Source organism: Mycobacterium sp. NGS66, from assembly GCF_059812225.1.
Genome location: NZ_JCALCG010000006.1, coordinates 122,653 through 147,680 on the forward strand (window position 1 = coordinate 122,653; position 25,028 = coordinate 147,680).

The 25,028-nt window shown below is 65.0% G+C and carries 28 protein-coding genes and 1 tRNA gene; 16 read left to right on the plus strand and 13 right to left on the minus strand.

The genetic code is table 11. The annotated features are described in order from the left end of the window. Positions 1-4 precede the first annotated feature (4 nt). Positions 5-739, minus strand: coding sequence for a YwaF family protein (locus AC5Y2L_RS13990; protein ID WP_499936008.1), 735 nt, complete (start codon positions 737-739; stop codon positions 5-7). 168 nt (positions 740-907) lie between these two features. On the opposite strand from AC5Y2L_RS13990, the gene AC5Y2L_RS13995 reads away from it, so the two are divergent. After that, positions 908-1,978, plus strand: coding sequence for a hypothetical protein (locus tag AC5Y2L_RS13995; protein ID WP_499936007.1), 1,071 nt, complete (start codon positions 908-910; stop codon positions 1,976-1,978). Between the two features lies 1 nt (position 1,979). Here the strand turns inward: AC5Y2L_RS13995 and AC5Y2L_RS14000 are convergent. Further along, positions 1,980-2,052 (minus strand) — tRNA-Ala (locus tag AC5Y2L_RS14000). A 155-nt stretch (positions 2,053-2,207) separates the two neighbouring features. Continuing rightward, positions 2,208-3,839, minus strand: coding sequence for a phosphoglucomutase (alpha-D-glucose-1,6-bisphosphate-dependent) (gene pgm, locus AC5Y2L_RS14005; RefSeq protein ID WP_499936005.1), 1,632 nt, complete (start codon positions 3,837-3,839; stop codon positions 2,208-2,210). 82 nt (positions 3,840-3,921) lie between these two features. Here pgm and crcB (AC5Y2L_RS14010) point away from each other — a divergent pair, with 82 nt between their 5' ends. From crcB (AC5Y2L_RS14010) to AC5Y2L_RS14020, 3 genes are read left to right on the plus strand one after another with little or no spacing between them, the layout of a single operon-like run. Next, the gene (crcB, locus tag AC5Y2L_RS14010) at positions 3,922-4,320 is read left to right on the plus strand and encodes a fluoride efflux transporter CrcB (RefSeq protein WP_499936003.1); all 399 of its coding nucleotides are present in this window, start codon (positions 3,922-3,924) and stop codon (positions 4,318-4,320) included. After that, positions 4,317-4,682, plus strand: coding sequence for a fluoride efflux transporter CrcB (crcB, locus tag AC5Y2L_RS14015; protein ID WP_499936001.1), 366 nt, complete (start codon positions 4,317-4,319; stop codon positions 4,680-4,682). The genes crcB (AC5Y2L_RS14010) and crcB (AC5Y2L_RS14015) overlap by 4 nt, the downstream gene beginning before the upstream one ends. Then, positions 4,679-5,776, plus strand: coding sequence for a DUF190 domain-containing protein (locus tag AC5Y2L_RS14020; RefSeq protein ID WP_499935999.1), 1,098 nt, complete (start codon positions 4,679-4,681; stop codon positions 5,774-5,776). The genes crcB (AC5Y2L_RS14015) and AC5Y2L_RS14020 overlap by 4 nt, the downstream gene beginning before the upstream one ends. A gap of 73 nt (positions 5,777-5,849) precedes the next feature. Here the strand turns inward: AC5Y2L_RS14020 and AC5Y2L_RS14025 are convergent, their stop codons facing one another. Beyond that, positions 5,850-6,206 carry a DUF488 domain-containing protein gene (locus tag AC5Y2L_RS14025; protein ID WP_499935998.1) on the minus strand — a complete coding sequence of 119 codons (357 nt, stop codon included), beginning with the start codon at positions 6,204-6,206 and terminating at the stop codon, positions 5,850-5,852. A 119-nt stretch (positions 6,207-6,325) separates the two neighbouring features. Here AC5Y2L_RS14025 and AC5Y2L_RS14030 point away from each other — a divergent pair, with 119 nt between their 5' ends. Continuing rightward, positions 6,326-6,745, plus strand: coding sequence for a hypothetical protein (locus AC5Y2L_RS14030; RefSeq protein ID WP_499935996.1), 420 nt, complete (start codon positions 6,326-6,328; stop codon positions 6,743-6,745). A gap of 39 nt (positions 6,746-6,784) precedes the next feature. On the opposite strand, the gene AC5Y2L_RS14035 is transcribed toward AC5Y2L_RS14030, so the two are convergent. Both AC5Y2L_RS14035 and AC5Y2L_RS14040 read right to left on the minus strand, forming a co-directional pair. Then, a complete protein-coding gene (locus tag AC5Y2L_RS14035; protein ID WP_499935994.1) occupies positions 6,785-7,507 on the minus strand; it encodes a mycothiol-dependent nitroreductase Rv2466c family protein in 723 nt (240 codons plus the stop codon). Between the two features lie 13 nt (positions 7,508-7,520). Then, entirely contained in the window at positions 7,521-8,438 is a 918-nt protein-coding gene (locus tag AC5Y2L_RS14040) for an HpcH/HpaI aldolase/citrate lyase family protein (RefSeq protein ID WP_499935992.1), read from the minus strand. A gap of 253 nt (positions 8,439-8,691) precedes the next feature. Between AC5Y2L_RS14040 and AC5Y2L_RS14045 the strand changes: the two genes are divergently transcribed. Together AC5Y2L_RS14045 and AC5Y2L_RS14050 are read left to right on the plus strand one after the other, a co-directional pair. Beyond that, entirely contained in the window at positions 8,692-9,249 is a 558-nt protein-coding gene (locus AC5Y2L_RS14045; protein WP_499936196.1) for a hemerythrin domain-containing protein, read from the plus strand. A 75-nt stretch (positions 9,250-9,324) separates the two neighbouring features. Continuing rightward, positions 9,325-10,770 carry a protein adenylyltransferase SelO gene (locus tag AC5Y2L_RS14050; protein WP_499936195.1) on the plus strand — a complete coding sequence of 482 codons (1,446 nt, stop codon included), beginning with the start codon at positions 9,325-9,327 and terminating at the stop codon, positions 10,768-10,770. 13 nt (positions 10,771-10,783) lie between these two features. On the opposite strand, the gene AC5Y2L_RS14055 is transcribed toward AC5Y2L_RS14050, so the two are convergent. Continuing rightward, positions 10,784-11,614: an LLM class F420-dependent oxidoreductase gene (locus AC5Y2L_RS14055; protein WP_499935990.1), complete on the minus strand. Its 831-nt coding sequence runs from the start codon at positions 11,612-11,614 to the stop codon at positions 10,784-10,786. An 80-nt stretch (positions 11,615-11,694) separates the two neighbouring features. Further along, positions 11,695-12,540 (minus strand): oxidoreductase, encoded by an 846-nt coding sequence (locus AC5Y2L_RS14060; protein ID WP_499935988.1) that lies wholly within the window; start codon positions 12,538-12,540, stop codon positions 11,695-11,697. Positions 12,541-12,629: 89 nt separating this feature from the next. Here AC5Y2L_RS14060 and AC5Y2L_RS14065 point away from each other — a divergent pair, with 89 nt between their 5' ends. Next, positions 12,630-13,208, plus strand: coding sequence for a TetR/AcrR family transcriptional regulator (locus tag AC5Y2L_RS14065; protein ID WP_499935986.1), 579 nt, complete (start codon positions 12,630-12,632; stop codon positions 13,206-13,208). 37 nt (positions 13,209-13,245) lie between these two features. On the opposite strand, the gene AC5Y2L_RS14070 is transcribed toward AC5Y2L_RS14065, so the two are convergent. Together AC5Y2L_RS14070 and AC5Y2L_RS14075 are read right to left on the minus strand one after the other, a co-directional pair. Continuing rightward, positions 13,246-13,653 (minus strand): DUF4267 domain-containing protein, encoded by a 408-nt coding sequence (locus AC5Y2L_RS14070; protein WP_499935985.1) that lies wholly within the window; start codon positions 13,651-13,653, stop codon positions 13,246-13,248. A 22-nt stretch (positions 13,654-13,675) separates the two neighbouring features. Then, positions 13,676-13,942, minus strand: a complete 267-nt coding sequence (locus AC5Y2L_RS14075; protein WP_499935983.1) for a hypothetical protein — start codon at positions 13,940-13,942, stop codon at positions 13,676-13,678. Between the two features lie 37 nt (positions 13,943-13,979). On the opposite strand from AC5Y2L_RS14075, the gene AC5Y2L_RS14080 reads away from it, so the two are divergent. From AC5Y2L_RS14080 to cmaA2, 7 genes are all read left to right on the plus strand, one after another. After that, complete coding sequence (locus AC5Y2L_RS14080) at positions 13,980-15,683, plus strand: patatin-like phospholipase family protein (RefSeq protein WP_499936193.1); 1,704 nt, start codon at positions 13,980-13,982, stop codon at positions 15,681-15,683. A gap of 45 nt (positions 15,684-15,728) precedes the next feature. Beyond that, a complete protein-coding gene (locus AC5Y2L_RS14085; protein ID WP_499935982.1) occupies positions 15,729-16,394 on the plus strand; it encodes a DUF732 domain-containing protein in 666 nt (221 codons plus the stop codon). Between the two features lie 95 nt (positions 16,395-16,489). Further along, complete coding sequence (locus tag AC5Y2L_RS14090; RefSeq protein ID WP_499935980.1) at positions 16,490-17,710, plus strand: DUF1214 domain-containing protein; 1,221 nt, start codon at positions 16,490-16,492, stop codon at positions 17,708-17,710. Positions 17,711-17,723: 13 nt separating this feature from the next. Further along, positions 17,724-18,869, plus strand: coding sequence for a sulfotransferase family protein (locus AC5Y2L_RS14095; RefSeq protein WP_499935978.1), 1,146 nt, complete (start codon positions 17,724-17,726; stop codon positions 18,867-18,869). Further along, positions 18,866-19,513 carry a TetR/AcrR family transcriptional regulator gene (locus AC5Y2L_RS14100; protein ID WP_499935976.1) on the plus strand — a complete coding sequence of 216 codons (648 nt, stop codon included), beginning with the start codon at positions 18,866-18,868 and terminating at the stop codon, positions 19,511-19,513. The genes AC5Y2L_RS14095 and AC5Y2L_RS14100 overlap by 4 nt, the downstream gene beginning before the upstream one ends. 15 nt (positions 19,514-19,528) lie before the next feature. Continuing rightward, positions 19,529-20,332: an SDR family NAD(P)-dependent oxidoreductase gene (locus tag AC5Y2L_RS14105; RefSeq protein WP_499935974.1), complete on the plus strand. Its 804-nt coding sequence runs from the start codon at positions 19,529-19,531 to the stop codon at positions 20,330-20,332. Between the two features lie 662 nt (positions 20,333-20,994). Then, positions 20,995-21,900, plus strand: coding sequence for a cyclopropane mycolic acid synthase CmaA2 (gene cmaA2 / locus AC5Y2L_RS14110; protein WP_499935973.1), 906 nt, complete (start codon positions 20,995-20,997; stop codon positions 21,898-21,900). On the opposite strand, the gene AC5Y2L_RS14115 is transcribed toward cmaA2, so the two are convergent. Both AC5Y2L_RS14115 and AC5Y2L_RS14120 read right to left on the minus strand, forming a co-directional pair. Then, entirely contained in the window at positions 21,893-22,792 is a 900-nt protein-coding gene (locus tag AC5Y2L_RS14115; RefSeq protein ID WP_499935971.1) for a DUF808 domain-containing protein, read from the minus strand. The two genes, cmaA2 and AC5Y2L_RS14115, sit on opposite strands and share 8 nt — an antisense overlap. 87 nt (positions 22,793-22,879) lie before the next feature. Beyond that, complete coding sequence (locus tag AC5Y2L_RS14120) at positions 22,880-23,803, minus strand: lytic transglycosylase domain-containing protein (RefSeq protein ID WP_499935970.1); 924 nt, start codon at positions 23,801-23,803, stop codon at positions 22,880-22,882. A gap of 111 nt (positions 23,804-23,914) precedes the next feature. Between AC5Y2L_RS14120 and AC5Y2L_RS14125 the strand changes: the two genes are divergently transcribed. Beyond that, on the plus strand, positions 23,915-24,373 hold the full coding sequence (locus AC5Y2L_RS14125; RefSeq protein WP_499935968.1) for a GAF domain-containing protein: 459 nt from the start codon (positions 23,915-23,917) through the stop codon (positions 24,371-24,373). A 43-nt stretch (positions 24,374-24,416) separates the two neighbouring features. Here the strand turns inward: AC5Y2L_RS14125 and AC5Y2L_RS14130 are convergent, their stop codons facing one another. After that, positions 24,417-25,025: a TetR/AcrR family transcriptional regulator gene (locus AC5Y2L_RS14130; RefSeq protein WP_499935966.1), complete on the minus strand. Its 609-nt coding sequence runs from the start codon at positions 25,023-25,025 to the stop codon at positions 24,417-24,419. Positions 25,026-25,028 lie beyond the last annotated feature (3 nt).

The window sequence follows — 25,028 nt, forward strand, 5'->3', positions numbered from 1 at the left end:
CACGCTACTCGCGGCCCGGGCCGTCTCGTGGTGTTCGCTCCCAAGGCCAGGTCATCAGGGCCCAGACGATGACGATCAGCACGCCCGCGGTCAGTATGTACAGCGGCCATGGACCCAGTACATCCAGCAGCGTCGCGGTGGCGGGTTTTCGGTTGAGGAAGCCGTAGTTGGTTCCAGCGAGTGTGTTGAACGTGAATGTCACCGCCGCCCATAGCAGCGTTGCGGCGACCGCGATGCGATAGCTGCGCCACCGCGGCCGCCTTCCACGGCCCCAGGTGAGATAGATGGCAGCCCAGACGACAAGCAGATGGATGGCCCAGAACGCAAGGAATTCGTAGTGGGGAAAGTCCGGGGCATACAGAACCGGAGAAATCAATGCCTGTGTGCTCAATACCAGGCCCCAGTAGTAGGTGAGGGCGAAAGCCCAATGTCGTTGCGACCACAGGGCATAGGCCGCCGTAACGGTCGCGAGATCGGTCAGGCGCAGCGGCACCGAATCGGCGATGGTCGGCGGGAGCAGCAGATACACCAGCTGCGCAGCGTAGATCGCCGCAGTCAGAGCCGCTAACACCCGGCGCAGGATTCGTGCCTGCGATTCGCTCTGCCGACGTCCGATCCAGACCAGCGCAGCCGACCCGATCGCGAACACTGCAAGCACCGCCCAATGCGACGAGTGGTACGGGCTGAACTCGCGCACGGCGGTGTTCAGCGCAGCGAATTCGGCGGTGTTGGGCCACATCAGCTGGCCGCCTCTCGGTCCGCACTACACGGCAGGTCTTGGCGCACCGAGCCGGTAATTTTGCAGGCTTCTTCTCGAGCTTTTGCTGCAAAATTACAGTTTCGGCGAAACTAGTCCACCCGGGGACGCGCGGGAGCCGCAACCTTTTGTCAGCGAGGCGGTGCATCAGTGACAAAGCAACAAGCCACACGTCGCGGTCCGGTATGCCGCAACTTCACCGGCCAGGGCTATGCGGAGTCGTTCATCTTCATCGCGATCGCGACGATCCTGGTCACCCGCTCGTACTTGAAGCTGACCGGCTATCCGCAAGTCGGCGGCGGCAATCTGCACATTGCGCACACTCTGTACGGGGAGTTGCTGATGATGGCCGCCCTGCTGACGGGCTGGCTGCTGCTGGGGCGAGACGCCCGCAATGTTGCTGTCGTGCTGGGTGGAATCGGGTTTGGACTCGTCCTGGATGAGGTCGGGAAATTCGTGACCAAGAACAACGACTACTTCTATGGCCCTGCCGCCGAAATCATGTACGTGCTTGTCACCGTGGTGTTGGTCGGTACCCGCGCGATGCGCGCAATCCGCCCACTGAGCGCACACGAATGCTTGGCTTCCGCGAGCATGATCGCCGCGGACGGGGTCGCACGCGGCCTGGGCGAGCACCGGCGCGAGGTGGGGTTGAGGCTGGTCGAACGCGCCCGCCTCGGCGGGGTCGATGCCGACGACGCCGACCACGTACATGCGCTGTTGCACTCGGCTCCCACGGCTTCGGATCGGCTCTACACCGCCCAGCTGTGGATCCAGCGTCTGACTCCGGCCTTCGTCAAAAGCAGCCGGCTGGTTCCGGTTATCGGCTGGCTGATTGTGGCGGCCGCGCTGGGCAGCCTGTTCTTCCACACCCTGGGCGTAGCGCTGGACGGGTATCTCCACCGCGACACGCTGGTGAAGTTTCACCTGGCCGGGATGAACGTCGGAACCGCGATTCTGATGGGTGGCGCTGCGCTGACGTTGGCCATGGCACTGCCGGCGACGATCGCGCTACGACGCACCCAACACATCTGGCCGCTGCGTTGGCTACGAGACACCGCACTGTTATTTACGTTGCTGAGCGCGTTGGTCCATTTCGCCACAGAGGGTTTCGCAGCGCTGATCAACTTGTCGCTCGGTCTGATTGCCATGGCCTTGCTGAGCAACCAGCTCAATCAGCGCGATCGCGAAGCGGTGCCCGTGGACGAGGACGAGGAGTGAGTGGAGCTAAGGGGACTCGAACCCCTGACCCCCACACTGCCAGTGTGGTGCGCTACCAGCTGCGCCATAGCCCCGAGAAGTTGTGCCAATCGAAGCTACACCACTGTCAGGGTGCCTTCAAAGTCGCTGGTGAGGGCACAGTGGTATCGCATGCGATACCGTATTCCGAGATCGGATACGACCTCCCTGCAGGGACGGAAGTGACGGGTGTGGCGAACCAGCCACGGCCCTACCCAATCACTTGATCGACGACCTGCTGAGCGGACTTCTGCACCTCGGCCAGGTGTTCCGGCCCATTGAAGGACTCGGCGTAGATCTTGTAGACGTCCTCGGTGCCCGACGGCCGGGCGGCAAACCACGCGTTGGCGGTGGTCACCTTGAGCCCGCCCAGCGGAGCGCCGTTGCCGGGCGCGCAGGTCAGCTTCGCCAAAATCGGCTCCCCCGCCAGTTCGGTGGCGCTCACCTGATCGGCCGACAGCTTGGCCAGCCGCGCCTTCTGCTCGCGGTCAGCGGGCGCATTGACCCGCGCGTACGACGGGGTGCCGTACTGGCCGGCCAACGCCTGGTACCGCTGCGACGGCGTCTCACCGGTGACGGCCAGGATCTCGGCGGCCAGCAACGCCATGATGATGCCGTCCTTATCGGTGGTCCACACCGAACCGTCGCGCCGCAAAAACGATGCCCCCGCCGACTCCTCGCCGCCGAAACCGATGGTGCCACCAATCAGGCCGTCGACGAACCACTTGAACCCCACCGGCACCTCGACCAGCCGGCGATCGAGACCGCCCACCACCCGGTCGATGATCGACGAACTGACCACCGTCTTGCCCACCGCTATGCCCGCGGGCCACGCAGGCCGGTGCGTATAGAGATAGTCGATGGCCACCGCTAGATAGTGGTTCGGATTCAACAAGCCCCCGTCGGGCGTGACGATGCCGTGCCGGTCGGCGTCGGCGTCGTTGCCGGTGGCGATCTGGTAGTGCTCGCGGTTTGCGATCAGCGAGGCCATCGCGTCCGGCGAACTGCAGTCCATCCGGATCTTGCCGTCGGTGTCCAGCGTCATGAACCGCCACGTCGCATCCACCAGCGGATTGACGACGGTCAGATCAAGTTCGTGCCTTTCAGCGATCTCCCCCCAGTAGTCAACGCTGGCCCCGCCCAGCGGATCCGCGCCGATCCGAACGCCGGCTGCGCGGATCGCAGCGACATCGACGACATTGGGCAGGTCGTCGACATAGCTTGCGAGATAGTCGTGCCGGCGCGCGGCCTGCCGCGCGCGAGCAAACGGCACGCGCTTCACCGCCGAGCCGCTACGCAGAATCTCGTTGGCGCGCTTGGCAATTGCATCGGTGACGTCGGTGTCCGCCGGACCGCCGTTGGGCGGGTTGTATTTGAAACCGCCGTCTGCGGGAGGGTTGTGCGACGGCGTCACGACGATCCCGTCGGCCAGCGAGTCGGCGTGGTCGCGGTTGTAGGTGAGGATGGCGTGGCTGATTGCCGGCGTGGGCGTGTAACGGTCTCTCGAGTCGATCACGACCTCGACGTCGTCGGCGGCCAGCACCTCGAGGGCCGACACCCAGGCCGGCTCCGAAAGGCCATGTGTGTCACGGCCAATGAACAGCGGTCCGGTGATGCCGTGGGCGGTGCGATGCTCGACGATGGCCTGGGTGATCGCCACGATATGGGCCTCGTTGAACGCTCCGGCCAGCGACGACCCGCGATGGCCCGACGTGCCGAACGACACCTGCTGGGCGACGTCGTCGGGATCGGGCTGGATGGTGTAGTACGCGGTCACCAGATGGGGCAGATCGACGAGGTCCTCGGGCTGGGCCGGCTGACCGGCACGCGGGTTGGCCACCATGACGACCATTCTGCCCGTGCGCCACTCGTGCGTCCCGTTACGCTGCGAAGCGCACCACCGGCACATCGAAGGGATTCGACCAGTGGCAAAGCACGACTTTCGGGAGCTGTCCGCGATTTTCGCCGGTGGAGCGTTGGGTGCGCTGGCCCGAGCCGCGCTTGCCACGCTGGCGGTCCCCGATCCGGCGAGCTGGCCCTGGCCGACGTTCACCGTCAACATCGTCGGCGCCGTTCTGGTCGGCTACTTCACCACCCGGCTGCTCGAGCGGTTGCCGTTGTCGAGCTATCGACGTCCGCTGCTCGGCACCGGACTCTGCGGTGGACTGACCACGTTTTCCACCATGCAGGTCGAGACGTTGAGGATGATCGAACACCACCATTGGGCCCTGGCCGCGAGCTACACGATCGTCAGCATTGTGGTCGGCTTGTTGGCGGTACACCTGGCCACGGCGTTGACTCGGCGGGTGCGCGTTCGCTCATGACAGCTTTGGTCTGGACCGGTGTGATGGCCCTCGGCGGGTTCGGGTCGGTGGCGCGTTTCCTGGTGGACCGCGCCGTCGCGCGTCGAACGGCCCGGACGTTTCCGTTCGGCACGCTGGCGGTGAACATCAGCGGCGCTGCGCTGTTGGGTTTTCTGGGCGGTCTTGCGCTGAGCCGGGAGGCGGCCCTGCTGGCCGGCACCGCGTTCGTGGGCGCCTACACCACGTTCTCCACCTGGATGCTGGAGACCCAGCGGCTTGCCGAGGAGCGCCAGGTTCGCCCGGCGCTGGCCAACGTGGTCGTCAGCGTCGGCCTTGGGATGGGCGCGGCGCTACTCGGCCAATGGTTGGCGGAGCAGCTGTGAACCAGCCGTGTTTGAAGTTGACGACGTACTTCGCCGAGCGGCAACGGGCGCTCGGTCCGGGACGCAGGTTCTTGGCCGATGCGATGCTGGACCTGTTCGGCGCCAGCGGGGTCGCGACGAGCGTAATGCTGCGTGGCATAGCCAGTTTCGGCGCCAAACACGAACTGCGTAGCGACGTATCGTTGAGCCTGTCCGAGGATCCCGCGGTGGCCGTCGCCGCGGTCGACGTCGAGTCCAAGATCCGCTCGTTGGTGCGCGACGTGACCGCGATGACCGCCAGCGGACTGGTGACGCTGGAACGTGCCCGACTGGTCACGCAGTTGGACGGCTTGAGGTTCGACGGTTACAACAACGGCCAAAGCGACGACGGGGCCAAGCTCACCGTGTATGTGGGTCGTCAGGAGCGGATCGGCGGGAAACCGACCTACTACGCAATATGCGAGGTGCTGCATCGACACGGATTCGCCGGCGCGATCACGCTTCTCGGCGTCGACGGAACCGCGCGCGGCGAGCGTCGTCGGGCCCGCTTCTTCGGCCGCAACGTCGATGTTCCGCTGATGATCATCGGGATCGGGTCCACCGCCCAAGTCGCTTCCGCTGCAACCGAACTCACCGCACTGACACCAAACCCGCTGCTGACCGTCGAACGGGTGCGGATGTGCAAGCGCGACGGCGAACTCTACGCGCGCCCACAGGAGCTGCCGGCGACCGACGACCAGGGACGCCCCCTCTGGCAGAAGCTGATGGTCTATACCACCGAAGCAACCCGGCACGACGGCCTGCCGATCCACCGCGCCATCGTCGAGCAATTGCTGAGATCCGGGACCGCCCGGGGCGCGACGGTGCTACGCGGCATGTGGGGATTCCACGGTGACCATAAACCACACGGCGACAAGCTATTTCAACTGGCACGCACGGTGCCGGTGACCACGATCGTCGTCGACACGCCCGAGTCCATCGCGCGCAGCTTCGACATAGTCGACGGGCTCACGACTCGTCACGGGCTGGTGACCAGTGAGATGGTTCCGGCCGCGGTTTCGATCGACGAGACACGGCGCCCCGGTGATACCGCGCTGGCGCAGTACGACTATTAGCACGGCGAGCAGACGCAAAATCCCCCGGAAAGCACGCTTTTCGGGGGATTTTGCGTCTGCTCGCCACTCAGCCTCAGCGGCCTTTCAGTGCCTTTGCCAGAACGGCCGCGTGGCTGCCGTCCAGGTCGCGGACGGCGGTGACCAGGGTGACGACGCCGCTCTTGGCCAGCTTTCGCAGTTCGTCCAAAGCGGGATTGTCGGTCAGCTCGGCTTTGTAGCGTGCGGCGAACTCGTCGAACCGTTCGGGTCGGTGGTGGTACCACTCGCGAAGCTCTTTCGACGGCGCCACGTCTTTGAGCCAGATACCCACCCGCGGGTCGTCTTTGCGTATGCCGCGCGGCCAAATGCGGTCGACGAGAACGCGCTGACCGTCATCGGGATCGACGTCCTGGTAGATCCGGGCTATTCGGATCCGACGCTTGGCTGGCACAGGATAACGATAGTCACTGCGCGGGACTACGCGGGCCTTTCGGATGCGAACCATCGCAAAAAGACCAACGGCCCGGGGCGCTGGACGCTAATCTCTAAAGGCCTCAGGGAGGTGGCGAAATGAAGATCAGAACGCTTATCCGGAACATCGCAATGTTTGCCGGCATCTCGGTCGTTCTCGCGGCGCCGGCGCAGGCGAACTATTTCGAGGGTAAATACGACGTCACATCGTCTGACCGCACCGTCACAACGTGGTCGGTGACTCCGTGCGGTTCAGGATGCGTCCATATCGTCTCGTCAACTGGTTTCATCAACCAGGACGTACATTTGCAGAATGGCAAGTGGGTCTGGAATAGCAGGGATCCGAAAGGCATCAAGTGCGGCGACGGAACGTCGCAGCCGGCGAATCAATCGTATTCATTAGACGCGATCACGTTGAACGGGACAATCCACGCTGTCAGCGTCGGACCAGCCTGTGGACTTCCCTCGATGGAAGCCGACCAGACGATCAGCTTGATCCAAGTCGCTCAAACTCCTTAACAGGCCGGGAAGTCCGAGCCGCGGCCGCTGCGCACGCCGCTACCCGGAACCGCTTCCGCCGGTGAGCTTTTCGACGTCGACGATCTCACCACGGTTGATGCTGACCCAATCGCGCCCGTCGAGGTAGGGACGCAGATGCGTCCCTATGAGTTCCGCGTCGGCCTGCGATTTCGGCCGCTGCAGTTCGTAGACGTGCGGCAACTCGGCCATGCCGGTGACGACGTCCCAGAGCCTCAGCGCGGCCGGACCGGTCGGCGGGTCGACCAGTACCGGCCCGAACAGGCATTGGTCCGAGATAAACAGCGTCGGGACGCCATATCCGCCCGCGTCGACGACGCGCTGGTGCTCGGCGCGAATCTCGTCGTGCGTCGTCGGATCGCCAAGTGCCACATCGACAATCGCCTCGTCGACACCGATGTCACCCAGCAGACGGCGCGCCACCATCGGGTCGTGCGGTTTGCCGCCGAGCGCGTGCAGTTCATGTCCGATCGCGGCATACCACTTGTCCAGCAATGACATGTCAGTACGGCGCAGCAGCGCCCCGATCCGCATCAAGGACCAACCGTAGGACCACCCTCTCTCCCAAGGATGCATCTTGCCTTCGACGCGATTGATCTCCTCGAGACTGAAGAACCGCCAATTGACCGTGATGCCGAGTTGCTCGCGGACGTCGCGGATCCACAACGAAGTCTGATACGCGAACGGGCACATCGGATCGAAGTGGAAGTCGACGTCGAAGTCAGCAGCCGCCGAAGTGTCCATCACGCCTCCTGACTCAGTAGTGATAAGTGTCCGTCGGGGCCGGGCTGTGCACGCGTTCGTCGTCGAAGTCGGACACTTCGATGCCGTAGGAGCGGGCCAGGTTGAGGATCTTGGTGGCCCGAGCGATGCGCGGCAGGTCGGAGCCGTTACGAATCTCCCGGCCGTCGCGTTCGAATTCAGCGAAAAATTCCTTGGCCCAGGAGATTTCGTCTTGCGACGGCGATAGGCCCTCGTTCACCACCGCACATTGGTCGGGGGTGAGGCAGATCTTGCCCGTCATGCCGAATTCGGCGGAGACGGCGGTGGCCTCGATGAGCTTCAGCGCGTTGGAACCGATGGTCGGCCCATCGATGGCGCTGGGCAGGTTGGCCGCTTTGGCGGCGATGGTGAACCGCGATCGCGCGTAAGCCAGCGTGGCCGGTTCCTCGCCGAACCCGGTGTCACGGCGAAAATCGCCGATGCCGAACGCCAGCCGGAAGGTGCCTTTGGCAGCGGCGATTTCGGTGATGCGCTCCAGGCCCCTGGCCGTCTCGACCAGCGCCACGATCGGCACGTTAGGCAACCGTAAGGCGGTCTCGGTGACGTGGTCCACCGATTCGACCATGGCTAGCATCACCCCGCCGACCGAGCTGCCGGCCAGCGCAGCGAGGTCGTCTGCCCACCATGACGTGCCGAAGCCGTTGATGCGAACCCAGTCGGTGTTTCCGGCTCCAAGCCACTGCACTACGTTGCTCCGAGCGGCGATCTTGTCCTTCGGTGCCACCGCATCCTCGATGTCCAGAACGACGATGTCGGCAGGCGAGTGCGTCGCCGCCTCGAACCGGTCGGCGTGCGCGCCGTTGACCAGTAACCAGCTCCGGGCTAGCACCGGATCGATCCGTGAACCCGCGTTGGTGGGACCCGGGGCTTGGCTGTTGACCTGTTCATACATTGATTGAGCCGCTGTCTTTCTTGGTGCTGTCGATGCCGAGTTGATGTTGCGTAAACGGTAGCCGCATGGCTATCGCATGACGACATTCTTGCCGACGCCCAAATCCATCGGTACAGGACGGGCAAATCCTCTCGGCACCGAATCGAACAACGCCGCAGAGGCGTTTAGCTGTCCGTTCGCCGGGTATCTATCGCCCGAGCGGCGCACAGCCCAGCCCGCATCCCCAATCACCGGAGGTACCGCCGTGGCCGAGATGATGATCGAATCGCCCGACGAAGTCGTCGCGTTTCTGAAAGCGCAACACAATCTCATCGAGGACATGTTCGACGAGGTATTGCACGCATCCGACCCCGAAGCACGGGAAAAGCCTTTCATCGAGTTACGCCAATTGCTTGCTGTGCACGAGACGGCCGAGGAAATGGTGGTGCATCCACGAGTGCGCCGGGAGGTCGATGGTGGTGACGGAATCGTCGACGCCCGATTAGCAGAAGAGCACGGCGCCAAGGAGCAGCTGTCGAAAATCGAGAAGCTCGACATCACCTCGAAGGAATTCATCGACGAATTCGGCAAGCTGCGCGACGCGGTGCTCGAGCACGCCGAACGGGAGGAAAGCGACGAATTCCCGCACCTAGAGCGCACACTCGACGTCGATGAGCTCAAGCGGATGGGAACAGCGGTGCGGGCCGCCGAGGCCATCTCGCCGACCCGCCCACATCCCGGTGTGGAATCGGCCAAATTGAACTTCGCCGTCGGACCGTTCGCCTCGATGCTCGACCGCGCCCGTGACCTGATCAAACAAGCGATCGGCTAGGGGTTGCATACGGCCGAGGACGGCTGAGTCCGGCGGCTCGCCCGTAGGCTGGGTCACGTGAGCGTCACTTCGGACATGGCCGTCGCCCTGGACGACCGCTTTTCCCGTGAGTTGCCGGAATTGGCCGTCCGCTGGCAAGCCGAGTCGACTCCGGCACCGCGGCTGCTCGCCCTCAACGAGCCGCTGGCCAGCCAACTCGGCCTCGACGCCGCCTGGCTGCGCAGTCCCGATGGAGTGCGTTTCCTGGTCGGCAACCTGGTCCCCAGCGGCGCCGTTCCGGTAGCGCAGGCCTACGCCGGGCATCAATTCGGCGGGTGGGTCCCGCGGTTGGGGGACGGACGCGCACTGCTGCTGGGCGAGCTCCTCGGCGCCGACGAGCGAGTGGTGGACATCCATCTCAAAGGCTCCGGACCTACGCCGTTTGCCCGCGGCGGTGACGGCCTGGCCGCGGTGGGACCGATGCTGCGCGAATACATCGTCAGCGAGGCGATGCACGCTTTGGGCGTCCCGACGACGAGGTCCTTGGCCGTCGTGGCCACCGGGCGCCCGGTGCAGCGGGAAACGGAGCTTCCCGGCGCCGTGCTCGTCCGGATCGCCAGCAGTCACCTGCGGGTTGGGACCTTCCAGTACGCCGTATCCACCGGCGACGTCGAGCTGTTGCGGCGCCTGGCCGACCATGCGATCGCCCGTCACTATCCCAGCGCGGCCCAGGCCGAGAACCCTTATCTTGCGCTGTTCCAGGCGGTGGTGGCGGTCCAGGCGTCGCTGGTGGCCCGGTGGATGCTGATCGGGTTCGTCCACGGGGTGATGAACACCGACAACATGACCATCTCCGGCGAAACCATCGACTACGGGCCCTGCGCCTTCATGGAAGCCTATGACCCCGAAACGGTGTTCAGTTCAATCGATTACTGGGGCCGCTACGCCTACGGCAATCAGCCGGTGATCGCCCAATGGAACCTCGCCCGGTTCGCCGAGACACTTCTTCCTTTGTTGTCCGACGACACCGAGGAGGCAATCAAGCTGGCAGAGCAGTCCTTTGGAGTGTTCGGCATGCAGTATGACGCGGTGTGGTGGTCTGGGATGCGCGCCAAACTCGGCTTGTCCGTTGATGTTTCGCCCGGCGTCGGCATGCCGTTGGTCGACGAGTTGCTCGCCCTGCTCAAGGAGAGCCATATCGACTACACCTCGTTCTTCCGGCATCTTGGTCGAGCCGCGCGCGGCGAAGCCGAAGCCGCACGTGGCATGTTCATCAATCTCGCCGGCTTCGACGAGTGGTTGTCACGTTGGCGGGCGCTGGGTCCGGATGCCGAACTGATGGATCGCAGCAACCCGATCTACATTCCACGCAACCATCTGGTCGAGGAGGCCCTGACCGCCGCGACGGCCGGTGATCTCGATCCACTCGAGCGGCTCCTTGACGCGGTCCGTGCTCCCTTTGACGAGCGACCGGGTCTCGAGCGGTACACCAAGCCGGCGCCCGAGGATTTCGGCGCCTACCGGACCTTCTGCGGCACCTGAGCCCCGCACGGCCTCAGCCCAATTGGGCGAGGTCGGCCGCCAATTCGTCCAGCCGTCGCAGCGTCTGGTCGCGCGGCTCGGTCGGCAGGTCCAACAGAACTCGCTCCACGCCTAGATCTCGATAACCCGCAACGGTTTTCGCGGTTTGGTCCTCGCCCCACTGACACACCGTGACCGGCACATCGTCACCGGCCACGGACCGCAGCTCTTTCAGCGGACCCGAAAGAAGCTCCGGCAGCGGGCTTATCGCGATCCACCCCGCACCGATCCGGGCGATGCGCCTGAAGTTCGCCGGCCCGCCACCCACATACAGCGGAGGGAACGGCTTCGTCACCGGCTTGGGCCAGCAAAAGATCGGGTCGAAGTCCACAAACTGGCCGTGGAATTCCGCCTCCTCCTGCGTCCAGATCGCGATCATCGCGTCCAGCCGCTCGTCGGTCAGCCGTCCGCGTACCGCGGGATCGACACCGTGGTTGGCGATCTCTTCGCGCAGCCACCCCACCCCGACACCGAAGCGAAATCGCCCCTGCGACACCAGATCCAGTGATGCCACCTCTTTGGCGGTCACGATCGGGTCGCGTTGTGGGACCAGGGCGATGCCGGTACCCACCACCAACTGCTCGGCGGCCACCGCGGCCGCCGTCAGCGCCACGAACGGGTCGAGCGGGCGGTAATACTTCCGTGGGAGCCGGCCGCCGCTGGGGTACGGCGTCTTCCGGTCGACGGGGACGTGCGTGTGCTCGGCGACGAACAGCGACTCGAACCCGCGCTCCTGCAGCGCCACGCCCAGGTCGACCGGACCAATGCCCTCGTCGGTGAGAAACGTCAGAACACCGAAACGCATGCTTGCACCTCCCTGCTAACGACCCGACCGCGCAGAAGCTGAGCGTACCTAGGCCGGCGCGACGATTCCCGGCCGTTGGCTCAGCGTGCGGCAACCAGGTTCGGTTTAGGCGTCGCAGCCAACTTGTTGGCCTTGCGAATTCCCTTGTCCAGCAAGGAAGCCGGGGCAAACCTGCGCAGCAGCGCCAGCCGATGGGCCATGGGTCCGGCCGGATACCTCAACTTGGGCGTGCGACTGGTCGCCGCCTTCAGCACGACCTGGGCGACCACCGCAGGATCGTCACCGCCGCGCACCGCCTGGCTAAGGGCCTGCCGCACCTGCTCGCGGGTGGTCGCGTAACTGTCGATCGGCGAATCGGCCTCGGTTGCGTTGGCCTCGAAGGAGGTGTTGGTATACGCGGGTTCGACGACGGAGACCCGGATGCCGAATTCGCGGACTTCGTGGTCGAGGGATTCGGAGTATCCCTCCACCGCGTGCTTTGTGGCCGCGTACAACGCACCGTATGGCGCCGGCAAGATCCCCAGCACCGAGCCGATGTTGACGATGCGGCCGCTGCGCTGTGCACGCAGGTACGGCAGCACCTCACGGGTCACGCGCACCAGCCCGAAGAAGTTGGTGTCGAAGAGCTGTTGGGCCTGGGCGACCGAACTCTCCTCCGCGGCGCCGATGACCCCCACCCCGGCGTTGTTGACCAAGATGTCGATGCGGCCCGCGCGCTGGACGACCGTCGAAACCGCCGCGGTGACCGAGGCGGCGTCGGTGACATCGAGCCGGACCAACTCCACCCCGGGGACGGGTTCGGTGCTGGCGGGATTGCGGCTGGTGCCGAAGACCTCAAAACCCTTCGCCGCGAACGCGTTCGCAACGGCTCGGCCAATTCCCGACGAGACACCGGTAACCAACACCACGGGCGATCGACGATTCATTTCCACTCTTAGTAAACCGAACGGTGTACTCCTATTCGTGACGCTACACCACTTGACCGCTGAAGTAAACCGTTCGGTATACTTCTGCCATGGCGCAGCGCACGAAGAGCAGGAACGGCCGTGGCGCGCGCCAGCGCATCCTGGACACTGCTGCCGAGTTGTTCTATCGAGACGGCATCAACGCCACCGGCGTCGAACGGCTGGCAACCGAATCGTCGGTGTCCAAACGTACGCTCTACCAACACTTTCCGAGCAAGACAGCGGTGGTCGAGGCGTACCTCCGCAGCATCGAGCCGCGCGTCGCGAATCCCATCGGGACGCTGGCCGCTGACCAAACGCCCCGTGAGCGACTCCTGGCCCTTTTCCAGGCTCCGGTCGGACGCGGAGCGCTACTGCGGGGCTGCCCCTTCCACAACGCGGCTGTCGAGGCCGCGGGATCCATGCCGAGGGTTGAAGAGATCGTCCGTGCCAACAAGCGCAAATTCATCGACGCGGTTACCGAGCTGGCCGAGCAGGCGGGCGCTGTCGACCCGCGACTATTGGCCAACCAGCTCGCCGTGCTGTATGAGGGTGCGGCCGCACTGGCCACGTCGTTGAACGACCCATCGACGTGGGAGCAGGCTCGCACGGCGGCCGAGACGCTGATCGACGCAGCGCTCGCCCAGTGAGCCCACGTTCGTTGGCGCTCGAACCCTGCGAACGCCGTTATTGGTCGCTGGTAGCCACGGCTGGCGGTTGGTCGGCTCTCGTCGTCGGGCGCGCCGCGCCCCAAAGCCCGACGCCGATGCCGACGACAGCACCGCCCAGGCCGATGAGATGTGAACGTTTCAGCTCGTCGCGCACGCTCATCCCGCCAAGCAGATCAGACGCGTCAGCGCCGGCGGACGCCAAAAACCAGCCGCGGGTGTTCTTGCCGCGCAGGCCCGAGGCCGACAGCAGCCCACCGATCAAGGCATCGCGGTAACCCATCGACCGCAGCAGCAGTCGCGCCGTCGGCGACGGCTGGTCGGGGTCGCCCCAGAGCCGGTTGGCGCGCAGCGGATCGACGAGGAATTGGACGCCCGAGGCCAGCCGGATGCTGCCCGCGATCACTGCGGCACGATCTATCGACATTGCCGCAGAGTAACCTGCCCCATCAGCGCGCCGGGCAGGCATCGGCGATCTGCAGCGAAGCCGGCCAGAGCGCCGTCGTCAACAGGAATGCCCCCACGTCGGCTCCCACCGGGGAAATCTGTTCCAGCCGCCGCTGAATCTGCTGAGTCTGCACCGGGTGTAAAACCGTCCAGGCCGAGCCCAGACACAGGTACGGAATCGCCAGCCACAACGCCAGCTCCAGCAGGGCCCCGATGCTGATCTGGTAGTTCACCACGCGCTGAAGCCGGGCCCTGGTGCCTTGGACCATGTATCGACGCTACGTCACCATGAGAGGGTTGGTCCTCATGCGGATCCCGTTCGCCTTTAACCAGATGCGGCTGCGCGGCCGATTGAGGCGGGGCGGCCATCAGCTCGAGCTCATCGAGGAAGCCGAGGACGAGGCGACCGACACCGATGCGGCCGAAGACACGGTCGATCTGCCCGAAGCCGACCCCGCGCTATTGCTGCAGCGGATGGAAAACCGGCTCATCCGGCTGCACTTGGCGACGCCGGACGTGCTGGGCAGCGAGGAACTGCGCAAGCTGCGCTACATCCTCAACTTCGCCAGACTCGACGACTTCGAGCCAGGGGCGGCCGGTCCGGGCGGCAGCCGCGGACGTGGGGACATCGCCGTCGGCGCTGAAGTGGCCCCGTGGCGGTCCAGGGTTACCGACGCGCTGTACGGACCGCTGCGCGAGGAGCAGGACCCGGTCACGGCACTGACCACGGCACGAGACGCGCTGACGGTCCTGGCCGCCGATCAGGACGACCAGCGTCAGGTGCTCATCGAGCGCCACGGGAATGACTTCTCCCCCGCCGAACTGGACGCCGAAGTCGGCTACAAGAAACTCGTCACGGTGCTCGGCGGCGGCGGCGGTGCGGGTTTCGTCTACATCGGCGGCATGCAGCGCCTGCTGGAGGCCTGCCGGGTGCCGGACTACCTGATCGGGTCGTCGTTCGGGTCGATCATCGGCAGCCTGGTGGCGCGGACCTTGCCGGTGCCGATCGAGGAGTACGTCGACTGGGCGAAGACGGTCTCCTACCGCGCCATCCTCGGACCCGAGCGGACGCGCCGCCGCCATGGTCTGGCCGGCCTGTTCGCACTGCGCTTCGACCAGTTCGCACGAGCGTTGCTCAGCCGTGAGGATGGCGAGCTGCTGCGGATGTCGGAGCTGGCGATCCCGCTGGACGTCGTCGTCGCCGGTGTGCGCAAGCAGCCCTACCGGGCGCTGCCGTCAAAATTCCGGCGTCCTGAGCTGGCCGCGCTGCAGGGGCGCTCGCTGCCTTTCATTCCGATCGGCATCGGACCGCGGGTGGGTGCCCGCATGTGGCAGGTGTCGGCGTTCATCGACGTGCGGGTGGTCAAGCCGATAGTCATCAGCGGTGACGACCCGGCCCGCGACCTGAATGTCATTGATGCGGCGTCGTTTTCGTCGGCCATCCCCGGCGTTTTGCACCACGAGACCAGCGACCCTGACATGATCCCGATCCTCGACGAGCTGTGCGAGGAAAAAGACGTCGCCGCCCTCGTCGACGGCGGCGCGGCCAGCAACGTGCCCGTCGAGCTGGCGTGGAAGCGAGTGCGCGACGGCAAGCTCGGCACCCGCAACGCCTGCTATCTGGCCTTCGACTGCTTCCACCCGCAATGGGACTCGCGGCACCTGTGGCTGGCACCGATCCTGCAGGCGATCCAGTTGCAGATGCTGCGCAATGCGCCCTACGCCGACCACCTCGTGCGGTTTGCGCCGACGCTGTCACCGATCAACCTGGCTCCCTCGGTCGCGGCCATCGACCGCGCGTGCGAGTGGGGGCGCAACAGCGTCGAGAAGGCGATTCCGGTGACGTCGGCGCTGCTAGAGCCGACCTGGTGGGAGGGCTCCGGCCCGCCGGCCCCCGGTGAGCCCAGAGCACACGCGAAATCGGTGGCCTCGTCGATGAGCTCGGTGATGGCCGCGATTCCCTTGCCCGCGGGTCGTCTGGCTCGGTGGCGCAACCGTTACCTGACTTGACGCAGTTGCCGCGGGTCGGGGATTCGGGTGGCTACCATGGCCCTCATGGCCAAGCGTGTCCGGCGGCCTTCCGACCCCACCGTCGCCGCCTCACTAGATGGCGGCCAGACCGTCGCCTCCCCGCTCGGCGGGGGTCAAACCAGTGCGCTGCCGAACACCAGACCCACCGACAAGGTTGAGCTGGCTTGGTCGACCGGCAACGACGTGGGCGACGACTTGGGCGACTTCAGCGAGGTCCGCGAGGAAGAACCGCGCGAGGAAGCAACCGGCCAGTCGTGGTCGGCGACGCTGCGGATCGCCGGCCTGCTGGTGGTGGCCGGGGTGGTGCTGGCCGGTGCCATCGTGTTGGGGCGTTGGATTCTGGCCACGGACAACTCTCCGACCAAGGCCGCACCCTCGCCGGCGACGACCACCCTTACCTCCGCCGAACCCGCGAACTCGGCGACCGCCGGGGCACCGTCGACGTCAGTCACCTCGAGTCCAGATCAGGACAGAAGGTATATCCAGGCGCTCAACAACAAGGGCATCACTTTCAGCAATCCCGACACCGCTATCGCCAACGGCAAGCTGGTCTGCAGCGACCTTGCGCGGGGTGTGACCAGACAAGCTGAGGCCGACGCGTTTCGCCAGAGTAATCCCGACCTTGCCAGCAAGGCCGACGACTACATAGACGTCTCGATTCAGGCGTACTGTCCGCAACGCGCTCGCTGAATCCACTAAACCCATTGACAATTCTGCCGGTTGGCAGCGATAGTGATTCAGCGTTAAGTGAAAATGCTATTTTCAGATAAGCATCCGGAGGAGCCGTGGCGGACAGACCGCTGGCGTGGTTACCGCTGTCCATCGCCGAGGCGTCGTTGTCGGCCAGACCGGAGGGCGACATCGAGCTGCCGCAGGCGTGGTCGCATCTGACCCGCGGGCTTGCCGAGGCAGCACAGGCTGTCGAATCCGATCCGGTGAATCGGAACCGGCGCGATTTCGCCGCCGGCATGCGCCATTTGCTGGTGCTGCTTGCTGCGGGAATCGACGAAGCGTTGCGTTTCGATCCGGATCCACCTCTGACAGTCCGGCGCACCAGCACCGACGACATCTTGACGTGGGGCATGGAGTGCCCGGACTGCATCTACACCCGCGCCATTCTGCGCGGCGGCGCGAGCTACCGGCTCTTCGGCAACCGCGGCTCCGCTCGCTATGTCGGGCTGCAGACCATGAACGGAATCGTCTCTACCGCAAACGAATTGGTCGACGAACTCGAGGTGGACGCCGACGGCAACTTCGAGGTCGTGCTGTCCGCCGACGAGCGCGACGGAAACTGGATGCGCATCGAGGGAGATCATCCCACCCTGACCGTCCGGCATTTCTTCTACGACTGGGACACCGAGGTGCCGTCGTCGCTGTACATCGAAAACCTTGGCGGCTCAGTCGAAGCCGCGACGCCATCGGTCGATTCAGACGTGGCGCTTTCCCGGCAACTGGTCGCGCTAGGCGACTTCGTTCATGACAACCTGCAGTTCTTCTTGCAATTCGGCAGCGCGCCACCGGCCAACGGGTTCCTGCCGCCGATCGACCGCACCGCGATAGGAGCCGCCGCGGAGAACAAGCCGGTGATCGGTCGCTGGGAACTTGGTCCTGACGAGGCGTTGATCCTCGAAGTCGAACCACCCGAGGGCGTGTATTGGAGTTACTCACTCGGCAACCCGTGGTGGGAGACGATCCATTACGGCCGCCACCAGTCCAGCCTGAACGGGCATCAGGCCGTCGTGGACTCCGACGGGCTGGTGCGGGTAGTGCTGTGCGGACGCGACCCCGGGGTTGCGAACTGGCTGGACACCGCCGGCTTCAGCAATGGCCCGATGATCCTGCGATGCGTGCGGACTTCAACGGCCCCGACCCCGAGCGCTCGGCTGGTCTCGTTCGATGACATCGCCGCGGCTTTGCCCGCGCAGACCATGCGGATCACCCCCGACGAACGGGCGTCCGTGCTGGCGCGGCGCCGCCGCGCCGTGGCAGAAAGGTTCGCACGATGAGGTTTTCGGCCTCGTGACGTTCTCGGCCGACCAGCTGGAGGACGGTGCCCGCGCCGCGACGGGCCTCGACGACTTCGGCTCGCCCTATTACCGGGAGGGCTTGGAGCGCACCGTCGAAGCGCTGAACACCGAGGCGGGGCTGTCCGAAATGGGCGAGATCATCCAGCACGCCACCATCAGTAACGCCCTGATCCAGCGCCTCAAGATCGAGGACACGTACGCCCGGCACCCCGAAATCGACGACGAGGTTGTGGGCGGGCCGGTCTTCGTGATCGGGCTACCCCGCACCGGGACAACAGCTTTGAGCCAACTGGTCGCGGCCGACCCGCAGTTCCGATCCTTGCGGATGTGGGAATCGCAAGCTCCGACCCCGCCACCCGAGGCTGCCACTCAGCACACCGATCCCCGCATCGCCCAGGCCGAGGCGGGGCTGAAGATGCTGCACGACATGTTCCCGTTGATGAAGACGCTGTACAACTCCGAGGCGACGGCCCCAACCGAATGCCAGGACTTGATGGGGATGAGTTTCCGTACCTACCATTTCGACGGAGTCGTACGGGTTCCGGGCTATGTCGCGTGGCTGATGCATTCCGATATGCGCGAAACCTACACGTTCCATCGCCGGGTGCTCAAACTCCTGCAGTGGCACTGTCCACCGACTCTGTGGCATCTCAAGACCCCGGTGCACATGTTTGCCCTGGACGCTCTTGTGGCGGCCTACCCAGAAGCCAAATTCATGTGGAGCCACCGTGATCCGGCCAAAGTCATGGGTTCGGTCTGCAGCCTCATCCGGTACGTCCGCAGCTGGAGCAGCGACCGGGACGACCCGGAAGAACTCGGGGCCGAGCAACTGGCCAGCTGGGCCGAGGGTGTACGACGAGCAATGGACTTCCGCACGCGTGTCGGTGACGACCGGTTCGCCGACGTGGCCTTCGCTGACCTGCAGAGTGACCCGGTGAAAACGCTTGCGGCGGCATACGAATCCCTGGGGCTGGAGTTCACCGACGCCACCCTGCGTTCCGTCGAGCAATGGGCCCACGAGCACCGGCCCGGTTCGCGCGGGGCACACGATTACGATCTCGCGGACTACGGTCTGACGCCAGAGGGTGTGCGGGAACGGTTTGCCGAGTATCTGCGCACCTACGACGCGACCGCATGACACCGCCAGCAACGCGGCGGCGGAACAAACTTCCACCCGACCCCGACGTCCGTACCGCCATACTGACCGCAGCAGCGAAATCCATTCGCGAGCAAGGAGTTCGAGGGCTCAGCATCGCTACGGTCCTGGACCACGCGCAACTGAGTACCCGCGCGTTTTATCGCCACTTCGAATCCAAGGACGAGTTGGTCGCGGCGATATTCCTGGAGATGGCACGGGTCGAGATGCGAAGGCTGCGAAGAAAAATGGCGGACGCTCCGTCTCCGGTCGAGTCGGTTGCGGCGTGGATCGACGGACGCCTGGATCTGGCGTTCGACGACAACATGAAATCCGATTTGCGCCAGCTTTCCCTGGAGGCCCAGTCGCAGATGTTCGCCGCGCCTGAACTCATTCAACCCGCCTATGCCCAGATGCTGGAGCCGCTGATCGAAGAGTTGCGGCGCGGGGTGCAGTGCGGCGTGTTTGGTGACATCGATCCCGTCACTGCGGCGCAGTCTATTCAGGGTGTGGTCTGGGCCAGCACTGAACGGCATTGGGCGACAGGGGATTGCGAGCGCGCCCATGTCCGTCGGCAGGTGCTGCATTTCTGTCTGCGCGGACTGGGCGTGGCGCCGGAAGACATCGCCAGATTATCAGCTCACTGAAAATAAGGAGACGCGATGGACCTGGGATTTGCCGGATCGACGGCCGTTGTCACCGGCGGCAGCAAGGGGATGGGGCTGGCCATCGCGGAAACCTTGGCCGCCGAAGGGGCCAGCGTCGCGGTGATGGCCCGAAACCGTCCGGGACTCGACGCGGCAGTGGAAAAGCTCCGGGCGGCCGGCGCTCCGGAGGCGGTGGGAATCAGCGTGGACATGGCCGATGCCGCGTCCATCACCGCCGGCTTCGCCGCGGTAGCCGAGCGCTGGGGACAACTCAACAGCCTGGTGCACACCATCGGCCCGGGCGACGGGTATTTCGAGGAGCTGGATGACGCGGGTTGGGACAACGCGTTCACGCTTGGCACCATGTCGGGCGTGCGCGCGATTCGCGCGGCGTTGCCCTTGCTGCGCGCAGCCGACTGGGCTCGCATCGTGACGCTGTCGGCGCACTCGATTCAGCGACAGAACCCGCGCATCGTGGCCTACACGGCATCCAAGGCGGCGCTGTCCAGCGTCACCAAGAACTTGTCGAAAAGCCTTGCCGCGGACGGCATTCTGGTGAATTGCGTCTGTCCCGGCACCATCGTCACGGCCAGCTTCACCGAACAGCTCAAAGACGTCCTCGCCGCCGACGGACTCGATGCCAGCAACCCGGTTGACGTCATGACCTGGATCGACAAGTACTTCCACCAACCCTGCGATCTCGGCCGGGCCGGGCTGCCCGAAGAGGTCGCCTCCATCACCGCCTACCTGGTGTCGCGGCGCAACGGCTATGTCACGGGTGCATCGGTGAACGTCGACGGCGGCTCCGACTTCATCTGAGGACGTTCGCGCTGTGTCGTCACAGGAGCCACTTGCGTACCGGGAAAGCGAGCCATGTTGCGATCTGTGATGCGATACCGCCGGCGGTATCAGTGCGTCACTCCATACCCGGGCATTTGGGTGTACTGATGGCTTTCGGTGTGTACCAACGGCTTTCGGTGTGAGCGCAGGGGCGGGATTCAGCGCGAATTTTCGCCCTGGCTGCACACGCGAATCCCACTATTCACACCGAAGACCGAGGATTCACAGCCAAACTCCAAGACTGCGACGTCGCAAGTGTTCCGTCCTGTGCACTGCCAATTTCGTGACACCGCGAATATAATGACCGGATCGTCAATATCGAATCGAGTTGGCAATGATTCACGTCCGACGCATGTTTGCGCTGTCAGCATTCGCCGCAGCGGCGGCCACCGGTGGAGTGATCGGCTCGGCGGTAGCACACGCGGACCCTGAACCACCCCCGGCCCCTGCCCCCGACGTCCCAGGCATTACGCCTGAACAACAATGCGCCTGGATCGCTTTTCGGACCTGGACGCCGTGCAACTGGATCATGAGAGAACCACCGCCACCGGGTACTCCGGGCACCTTGTACGGACCACCTCAGTAGACGCCGCCCCAGCGCATCGTTGCGCCGTCCCGGGCGGAAAAGTACCGTCGGCGCCATGACATCACAGCGTGCAGAAGAACGGCCTCAGCTTTCACCGCCGATCGAAGCTGTGCAGTCGCACTATGACCGGTCGAACGAATTCTTCAAGCTCTGGCTCGATCCATCGATGACCTACAGCTGCGCCTACTTCGAGCGTCCCGACATGACGCTGGAAGAAGCCCAACGCGCCAAACGTGATCTGGCGCTGGGCAAGCTCGGACTCGAACCGGGGATGACGCTGCTCGACATCGGTTGCGGCTGGGGCTCGACCATGCGCCACGCGATCGAGAAGTACGACGTCAACGTCATCGGCCTGACCCTCAGCGAAAACCAGGTGGCCCACAACAAACAGAAGTTCGCCGAGATGGACAGCCCGCGCCGCAAGGAGGTACGGCTACAGGGTTGGGAGCAGTTCGACGAGCCTGTCGACCGCATCGTGTCGATCGGGGCATTCGAACACTTCGCCGACGGCGCGGGCGATGCCGGAATCGAGCGCTACGCAAGCTTTTTCAAGATGTGCTACAACGTCATGCCCGACGACGGACGGATGCTGCTGCACACGATCATCGTGCCCGACGCCAACGAGGCCAAGGAGCTGGGGTTGACGGCGCCGATGAGCCTGCTGCGCTTCATCAAGTTCATCCTGACCGAGATCTTCCCCGGCGGCAGGCTGCCCCAAATTCCCCAGGTTGACCACTACGCGTCGGAGGCCGGTTTCAAAATAGAGCGCCACCATCGGATCGGCTCGAACTACGTCCCCACGCTGAACGCCTGGGCCGCGGCGCTGGAAGCACACAAAGAGCAAGCCATCGCCTTGCAGGGTCAAGAGGTCTACGACATCTACCTGCGCTACCTACGGGGATGCTCGGACCTGTTCCGCGACCATTACACCGACGTCTGCCAGTTCACTCTGGTCAAGTAGCCAGTCGCCGCAGCAGCAGCGACAACAAGCGCACGACTGCGAGGGCCACGGTTCCGACGACCAATCCGACCACCGCGGAGACCGCGGTGTCGGCTAGCCAGGACAGCACGCCACCAACCACCGGCACGGCGTGGCGGATTTGATCGTCGAGGTGGTGCAGCAGGCCGTACGGGGTGTGCCAGCCGAGCCGATTGGCCCCGGTCAGCAGGATGTGTCCGCCCACCCACAGCATCGCCATCGTTCCGACCACCGAAAGTGTTGCGAGAACCATCGGCATCCCGGCAACGAGGGCATGACCGACCTTCCGCCCGATCCGCGAGGTGGTCTGGGCGAGGCTCAGACCGACGTCGTCCATCTTGACGACGATGGCGACGACCCCGTAAACGACGGCGGTGAGAACCAGGGCGACGACGACGAGAATGATGAGCCGCGGCAGGAACGCCTGAGCGGCCACCTCGTCCAGAGCGATCACCATGATCTCGGCGGACAGGATCAAGTCGGTGCGAATCGCCCCGGCTACCACGTCGTCCTCATCGGCGGGCGTCGCCTCGCCTTCATGGCCGCGGATGCTGCTCCACACCTTTTCCGCTGCCTCATAGCACAGGTAAGTGGCGCCGAGCATCAGGATCGGACTCAGCAAGACCGGCGCGACCTGGCTCAGCAGCATCGCGACGGGCAGGATCACCACGAGTTTGTTGCGCAGCGATCCCTTCGCGATGCGCTTGATGATGGGCACCTCGCGGTCGGCCGCGATCCCGTGGACGTATTGCGGCGTCACCGCCGTGTCGTCGATGACCACCCCCGCGGCCTTAGCGGTCGCGCGGCCGCTGGCGGCGGCCAGTCGCGCAAGCAGCGCTACATCGTCGAGCAGTCCAAACAGACCGGCACTCATCGCGTCCCCACCATTGCGTTGCAGGCTACCTGCTGCCGGTAACCGGGGTGCATCGCTTGCTGCCGGCCACCTGGCCGTAACGGATTCTTACTGCGGGTGACTCGCCAAGTAATCGGCGACCGGAATGCGTTGCGCCTGAGCGTAACCGACGGGCAAGAGCACGTCACCAGAGGTCGTGTGGTAGTAGATATCCCACCGGTAATAGCCGGCGAAGGCGGCCGGATCACCGCCCAGCACCGCGGCGTAGTCATCGATCGCGCCGACGTAATTGCCGGAGTGGTTGTACGCAAAGATGGCCCGATCGCGATCGTTGGCGAAGCCGTTGGCGGCGAGCATGCGACCGGCCGCCATGATGCTGTCGTGCGGTGAAGCGATGTCACCGCCGTTGCCGTAGCTGGCGAAGGTCGAGGGCAGGAACTGCATGGGCCCCTGCGCGCCGGCGGTGCTCACCCCGACGATGCGGCCGAAGCCGGTTTCCACCAAGTTGATCGCTGCCAGGTAGTTCCAGCCGACGCCGCTGGCCGCCTCCGCTTCGCGGTAGAAGCCGAGCAACGCGTCGGCGGGCGCCGGCTGTTCGATGCGCCAGGCGGGCAGCGTGTCTTTCGCTTCTCCCCCGTTGAGCGCGACGAGATGGTGGCGCGCCGAGACATTGCGGTCGTAGGCCCCGACGAGCGACGACGGCATTTTCGCTCGCGCGATCGGCTCCCACTCGGGGTGGCGGCCGATTTCGCGGTAGGCCGCTTGCTGGCGCAGTGCCGCTGATACCAGCGCACTTTCGGGCGCCGACGGATTTCGCAGGGTCTGCTCGTCGGCGGCCAGATCGGCGCCGAGCAGCGCGGGGTCCGCAGCCAGCGCGGGCTGGGCCGGCACCGTGGTCGCGATCGGCGACGGCACGCCCGTCGAGGTTGTCCGTGCCGGCGAGCACCCACCCAGGACCAACATGATTGCGGCAACGAGAAGTGCTGCGCTGCAACGGATTACGCCTGCTCGGTATGCGGGAGCCGTGTGCATCCTTGCTCCAAGGTCGGGAACGACGCCCGGCTCACGCCGGACGCTGAATAGCTCGACTATACGGGGTGACTGGGTGCGAACCCATACAACGGTGGGCGCATCATATTCCGCATGACCGCGGTTTACCGAGCGCCGACGCGATCCCGCAGCGACGCCGTCGATACCCGCGCGACCATCGAGCGCGCGCGTCGGCTTGGCCTGTGCGGATTCGGTCGCATGGTGCGCGGGCCGGGCGAGCAGGACCGGCTGGCCCGACGGGTCGCGCGGTTCGCCGCGGTCGCGGACGGTTCGTTCGTGTGGACCCGCGATACCGACGGGCTGTTCTGGCTCGGCCGGATCTGCGGCGAGTACCGCTATGACGCTGATGTGGCCGCCGCGGCTGTCGATCTGGTGCACGTGCGGCCGTGTGACTGGCTGTCCCAGCCGCTACTGGAACCGCAAGTGCCAGACGCAGTGGTCGCCACCTTCGGCCGGGGCGGACGTAACTTCCAGCAAACCCATCACCCATCGGTAAGCCAAGAGACACAACGGATCTGGGACTCTCGGGCAGCGGCCCCAGAGCGCCGATAGGGTCGAGACCCGTCGCTGACCGGCGGCTTGACCGGGGGCGCCGTTAGCGTGAGTAAGCCGAATGGGCCCTAACGGCGGGAGCGACCCATTCGCCCAGATACCGCCTCAGCTGTTGGCCCGTTCGCTGCGGCCGGCCAGGGTCAACGATCAACGACTGCAGGATCCGCAGCATGAACTCGACCAGCTCATCGAGCTTTTGATCGGTGAAACCCGCTGTCGCCCAATCGATATCAAAACGTTGGAGGATCGAGCGGCCGAAGCCGATCGCGACGTCGGAGGTGACACCCGCGGCGAAGGCGCTCGCCTTGCCTGGCTGCATGACCAGGCTCAGGTACTTGTCATGCGGAAGTTGCTCAAAGGTGTAGGCGATGCCCTCGACCACGGCGACGGTTGGGTCGTCGATCGACCCCAGTTCGGCAGCCAGGCGATCGAGGAATCCGTTGACCGCCGACATCGCGGTGCCGGCCAGCAGCGCCTCCTGCGTCGGAAAATACCGGTACACCGTCTGACGGGTAATCCCAAGTGATTGAGAGACCGCCGACACGCTCACGCCGCCGGATTCGTCGATGGCGTTCCGGGCCGCCGCGATGATGCGGCGCCTGGCCTCGTCGTCATCCACCGGTATGTCGCCCGACCAGCCATGCCTACGCATGCG

Excerpts from the sequence above, each read along its gene's own strand:
- AC5Y2L_RS13990 (WP_499936008.1), bottom strand. The coding sequence starts at position 739 with ATGTGGCCCAACACCGCCGAATTCGCTGCGCTGAACACCGCCGTGCGC.
- pgm (WP_499936005.1), bottom strand. The coding sequence starts at position 3,839 with ATGGTGGCCAACCCGCGTGCCGGTCAGCCGGCCCAGCCCGAGGACCTC.
- crcB (WP_499936001.1), top strand. The coding sequence starts at position 4,317 with ATGACAGCTTTGGTCTGGACCGGTGTGATGGCCCTCGGCGGGTTCGGG.
- AC5Y2L_RS14030 (WP_499935996.1), top strand. The coding sequence starts at position 6,326 with ATGAAGATCAGAACGCTTATCCGGAACATCGCAATGTTTGCCGGCATC.
- AC5Y2L_RS14035 (WP_499935994.1), bottom strand. The coding sequence starts at position 7,507 with ATGGACACTTCGGCGGCTGCTGACTTCGACGTCGACTTCCACTTCGAT.
- AC5Y2L_RS14040 (WP_499935992.1), bottom strand. The coding sequence starts at position 8,438 with ATGTATGAACAGGTCAACAGCCAAGCCCCGGGTCCCACCAACGCGGGT.
- AC5Y2L_RS14045 (WP_499936196.1), top strand. The coding sequence starts at position 8,692 with ATGATGATCGAATCGCCCGACGAAGTCGTCGCGTTTCTGAAAGCGCAA.
- AC5Y2L_RS14050 (WP_499936195.1), top strand. The coding sequence starts at position 9,325 with ATGGCCGTCGCCCTGGACGACCGCTTTTCCCGTGAGTTGCCGGAATTG.
- AC5Y2L_RS14055 (WP_499935990.1), bottom strand. The coding sequence starts at position 11,614 with ATGCGTTTCGGTGTTCTGACGTTTCTCACCGACGAGGGCATTGGTCCG.
- AC5Y2L_RS14060 (WP_499935988.1), bottom strand. The coding sequence starts at position 12,540 with ATGAATCGTCGATCGCCCGTGGTGTTGGTTACCGGTGTCTCGTCGGGA.
- AC5Y2L_RS14065 (WP_499935986.1), top strand. The coding sequence starts at position 12,630 with ATGGCGCAGCGCACGAAGAGCAGGAACGGCCGTGGCGCGCGCCAGCGC.
- AC5Y2L_RS14070 (WP_499935985.1), bottom strand. The coding sequence starts at position 13,653 with ATGTCGATAGATCGTGCCGCAGTGATCGCGGGCAGCATCCGGCTGGCC.
- AC5Y2L_RS14075 (WP_499935983.1), bottom strand. The coding sequence starts at position 13,942 with ATGGTCCAAGGCACCAGGGCCCGGCTTCAGCGCGTGGTGAACTACCAG.
- AC5Y2L_RS14080 (WP_499936193.1), top strand. The coding sequence starts at position 13,980 with ATGCGGATCCCGTTCGCCTTTAACCAGATGCGGCTGCGCGGCCGATTG.
- AC5Y2L_RS14085 (WP_499935982.1), top strand. The coding sequence starts at position 15,729 with ATGGCCAAGCGTGTCCGGCGGCCTTCCGACCCCACCGTCGCCGCCTCA.
- AC5Y2L_RS14100 (WP_499935976.1), top strand. The coding sequence starts at position 18,866 with ATGACACCGCCAGCAACGCGGCGGCGGAACAAACTTCCACCCGACCCC.
- AC5Y2L_RS14105 (WP_499935974.1), top strand. The coding sequence starts at position 19,529 with ATGGACCTGGGATTTGCCGGATCGACGGCCGTTGTCACCGGCGGCAGC.
- cmaA2 (WP_499935973.1), top strand. The coding sequence starts at position 20,995 with ATGACATCACAGCGTGCAGAAGAACGGCCTCAGCTTTCACCGCCGATC.
- AC5Y2L_RS14115 (WP_499935971.1), bottom strand. The coding sequence starts at position 22,792 with ATGAGTGCCGGTCTGTTTGGACTGCTCGACGATGTAGCGCTGCTTGCG.
- AC5Y2L_RS14120 (WP_499935970.1), bottom strand. The coding sequence starts at position 23,803 with ATGCACACGGCTCCCGCATACCGAGCAGGCGTAATCCGTTGCAGCGCA.
- AC5Y2L_RS14125 (WP_499935968.1), top strand. The coding sequence starts at position 23,915 with ATGACCGCGGTTTACCGAGCGCCGACGCGATCCCGCAGCGACGCCGTC.
- AC5Y2L_RS14130 (WP_499935966.1), bottom strand. The coding sequence starts at position 25,025 with ATGCGTAGGCATGGCTGGTCGGGCGACATACCGGTGGATGACGACGAG.